This is a genomic window from Chamaesiphon sp. VAR_69_metabat_338, from assembly GCF_031423935.1.
Classification (GTDB): Bacteria; Cyanobacteriota; Cyanobacteriia; order Cyanobacteriales; family Chamaesiphonaceae; genus Chamaesiphon.
This window is the reverse complement of the sequence record NZ_JANPGM010000269.1, coordinates 1-4,027: the sequence shown is the minus strand read 5'-3', so window position 1 is coordinate 4,027 and position 4,027 is coordinate 1. Positions and strand designations below refer to the sequence as shown.

The window sequence follows — 4,027 nt, the reverse complement described above, 5'->3', positions numbered from 1 at the left end:
CTACCATTAACGCCCGATCGACTGACAGATATTCGACTGATTGCTACAGATATCGATGGCACCCTGACGCGGGAGGGGAAATTTACCACCGAGTTGTTACAAGCGATCGATCTAGTGAATGCCAAAGGGATCGCATTATTATTAGTTACGGGTAGATCTGCGGGATGGGTGAGTGCTGTCAATAATTATCTCCCTGTGGCTGGCTCGATTGCCGAGAATGGGGGTGTCTATTTCGATCGCAATTGCAGCGGTTTTGACTTCATCACCCGGATTGACAGTATTGAGGAGCATCGGGCTAATTTGGCAGATCGGTTTTGGGAATTGCAATCGCGCTATCCGCAAATTGAGGAATCCAGCGACAATCAATTTCGGATTACCGATTGGACGTTTGATGTGGCTGGTTTAACGGATTTAGAATTAGATGAAATTGCCGCTCAGTGTCAGCAATGGGGCTATAGTTTTACATTTAGTACCGTGCAGTGCCATATCAAGCCGCCACTTCAAGATAAAGGGGTGGCAATTTTGCACGTACTCGAACGATATTTTCCCCAGATTGCGCCGCAACAAATAATTACCGTCGGCGATAGTCCGAATGATGCGAGTATGTTCGATCGAGCTTTATTCGATCGATCGGTTGGGGTGGCGAATATTCAGCATTATACCGATCGATTAACGCATCAGCCGCAATATATGACTAAATTACCCGCAGTAGCCGGATTTTGTGAATTAGTGAGTTTACTAAAAGCTAGGGCGTAAATAATTTGACTAGTTAGCACGATCGCCAAGTTAAATTCGATACATCAAATCGAGCTATCGATCGACGATTAATTAAATTACGGAACCTTTGAGCAACTGGCTTCGTCAGTCGCGTCAGTCCTCTCACCTCTGTCCTAAATGATCTTTTCTACTCGCCGAAATTCGCTGCTTTCGAGTGCATTAATTTCTGTAACAATTGCCGCAGTTCAACCTGTATTTGCCGAGATTAGTGCATCGATTCAGCCAGCCATCCAGACTAACTACGATCGAATTAATGCGGCTTTTGTCCGTAAAGATATCAAAGGGGCCACAGCACTGTTTACGCCAGATTATGTGAGTATTAATCCTGAAGGAAAGAAGCAGAATTTATCGGAGTTTCGCGAACAATATGATACGTTGTTTAAACGATTTAATATTAAGCTGACTTCTAATAAAGCAACTATTAAAAATATCGATGTCAGTGCGGGAGGCATCGATGTAGCGATCGATCAAAAAACCGAGGGGACGATTGCTGGCTCTAACAAACTAGTCATCGCTCAAACATCTCGCGATTCCTGGCTGAAAACGCCCCAAGGCTGGCGGTTGAAGCAAAGCAAAATTCTCACCAGTACAACCACTTTTAACGGCCAAACTTTTAAAGGATAGAATTACTCGACAATCGTCTCGATCGACTTAACAGAGAACGGGGTTTGCTTCGTGCAACACATGTGGAGGGCACCTCCGCGTGGTTGCATCCGCAAAATTCCCACCTAAAAGGTGGAGTGTTGTTGTGATGGTGTCAAAATCTACATTTTAATAACCCAACTCTCAATTATCAATTATCAATTAATTTAATCACTAGGGCGTGAGTGCGAACGATTCGATCGTCGTCATTGCCTTACCTAGAGATTCATAATATCGATCCGGTTCGGCTTTATATGTCAAAATATAAGCTTTACCACGCGCGATCGTCCAAACTTCCAGATTTTTGACGATCGCTGAATTCTCATCTTTACCAGTATAGACAACTAAATTAGCCGGTCTTTTAGCTAACTTGGTCGAGCTAGATTCGATAAATTTGGCATCTTGGTAGTAGCGATCGATTTCGGCGATTGTCGATTGAGTATACTTAGCTAAAGTAATGTTTGGATCGGTGAGATTTTCGACCCTAATCGAAATATTGGCGGGGTACTTATTGCCCGAACTCGATGCTGGAGCTGTAAAGATAACATGTTCGCCCGTGACGATATTGTCAAGCTTCTCCTGCTGCCAATTACTCGCATATTTAACTTTGAGTTTGGCTGTTTTATCTGTATATTGTTGCCAACCTGCCCGCTCGCGCCCCGTATTTGGACTGCTACTAGCAACTGGTGATGGTGCTACCTGCGGCTTATTTGCCGAGGCTGAGAACAATCTAATCGCACTAAATCCGAGCATTAATCCACAAATTGCCATCCCAAAAATTAGCTGGGGTTTAAATCGCTGCGATTTCGGTGCGGGAATCTGAGTTAGCGCAAATGCTTTAAGTGCTTGTAATACTTCTGGGGCTGATTGATAGCGATTTCGATAGTCGGGACGAACCATCTTATGCACGATCTCGACTAACTTTTGGTGCATATTTACTTCATCTCGCCACTTTAATTCATAAGTATAGGCATCTTTTTCGAGGGGGAATTTACCAACGATCGCTTGAATGGCGATCGCGCCGACGGCATATATATCAGTATTTAATTTTGAAACCCCTTGTTCTTGTTCGTAGGGAGTATAACTAGGATCGTTGATATGTCTGCTATCTTCTTCGACTAAATTTGGCCACGTACTGCCCAAATCCTTCACCGAACTAAAGCCAATTAGGCAGAACCGGCCATCGTGACGGCGAATGATATTGTGCGGGTTGATATCTTGATGGATGTATTTAAAATTATGAAAAAAGCCTAAAATTTCAATTAAGTCGAACAAAAAATCAAACACTTGAGTTTGAGTCCAAGTCGCGCCTGGCGATAGTTCTTGACTGAGAAATTCACCCTCGATATATTCGCGCACCAAATATCTTTCGCCAGCTTCTTCAAATGTAGTAATCAATGAAGGAATCTGGGGATGCTGTCCGACTTGATAGGCAATCCCGGCTTGAATTTCAAAGAGTTTTTCTGCTAGCTGGGGCACCATCCCACTACTAGGAACGTGTTGAATTTGTTTGATAACAAATAAGGGCGAATCGATCGTATCCAAGTCTGTGGCTAAATAAGTCATGCCAGACTTACCGATTCCCAGGATTTTAACTATTTTGTAATGGGAGTGAAGGATTGAGCCTAACATACAATGGTATTTAGCTAAGGGAGGTGGGTCGATCGAGTCGATTGCAGTAGGTGGGGATAGCCAGATGCCACAGACAAGACTGCGCCAACGACTAAGCTTGCTAACTAGGAAAAAAATAAATTAGATAATTATCTTAATTTGTACCGCATCTCGATCGAAACCGCTAGATGAATTGAGACTAATTACGTAGTCGATCTGTTAACCTGACTTGCGACTAAACTTCCGATATTTTGCCGATCTTTCGATCGACAGATCGGATTTTACTTAGACAAATCTGACTCTGTGGTGGGTAATGCATAGATATGAGAATATTGCTGCGATCGAGATCTCAAATCTAGTAATACATCTAGCTGATTTTTTTGAAATAAATTCAGTATTTATGCTGTAGAGAGTTAATGAGATCTCAGTGGTGGCTATGTCTATAATGGGTGCTAAATTAACTGCGATTTAATTGCGACAAGCACTGGTGCTCTAGTGGCTGAATCGACGATTGTATCGATCTTCCTATGCTTAAAATACTTTCCTCAATCCGTAAATTTTCGGGCATTTTCTTACTGGGTGCGACTCTGGCAATGACATCTCAATCGTGGCAGCCCAGTCGAGCCACACCCAGTCGAAAGTTTAGCTGTGAATCGATCGGTGGCACACCGACTACGGTTGTAAAAACTGTTAGGGGTAATCTGCCAATGATCCATTGGGTGCGGTCATTTACAGGCAAGTACAACAATATCAGCCAACGCTGTGATGAAGTGTCAAATCGCCTCGGTCGCTTCAATCGCGATGGTAAATTGAAATACATCCGCACTGGCAATGTCAATACCTATCCCGTGCTGTGTGTCGATGCGGGAGTTAGTGGCAATACTTGTCCCAAGTCTAGCGTCCTGGTAACGCTACCCAAAGGGACTGACTCGGCGCAAATCCTCCAGCAGATGCTGGATTTACGTGCTAGAGCTTCCGGAAGAATCATTCAACTCAG

At 43.6% G+C, this 4,027-nt stretch carries 4 protein-coding genes; 3 read left to right on the top strand and 1 reads right to left on the bottom strand.

All coding sequences use genetic code 11. The features are described from left to right. Both RMO84_RS07920 and RMO84_RS07915 read left to right on the top strand, forming a co-directional pair. A partial coding sequence (locus RMO84_RS07920; protein WP_310487924.1) for an HAD family hydrolase occupies positions 1-756 on the top strand: 756 nt, incomplete at its 5' end. Positions 757-894: 138 nt separating this feature from the next. Continuing rightward, the gene (locus RMO84_RS07915) at positions 895-1,401 is read left to right on the top strand and encodes a nuclear transport factor 2 family protein (RefSeq protein ID WP_310487923.1); all 507 of its coding nucleotides are present in this window, start codon (positions 895-897) and stop codon (positions 1,399-1,401) included. Positions 1,402-1,593: 192 nt separating this feature from the next. Here RMO84_RS07915 and RMO84_RS07910 read toward each other — a convergent pair whose 3' ends face one another. Further along, entirely contained in the window at positions 1,594-3,051 is a 1,458-nt protein-coding gene (locus RMO84_RS07910; protein ID WP_310487922.1) for a protein kinase domain-containing protein, read from the bottom strand. Positions 3,052-3,557: 506 nt separating this feature from the next. On the opposite strand from RMO84_RS07910, the gene RMO84_RS07905 reads away from it, so the two are divergent. Then, a partial coding sequence (locus tag RMO84_RS07905; RefSeq protein WP_310487921.1) for a COP23 domain-containing protein occupies positions 3,558-4,027 on the top strand: 470 nt, incomplete at its 3' end.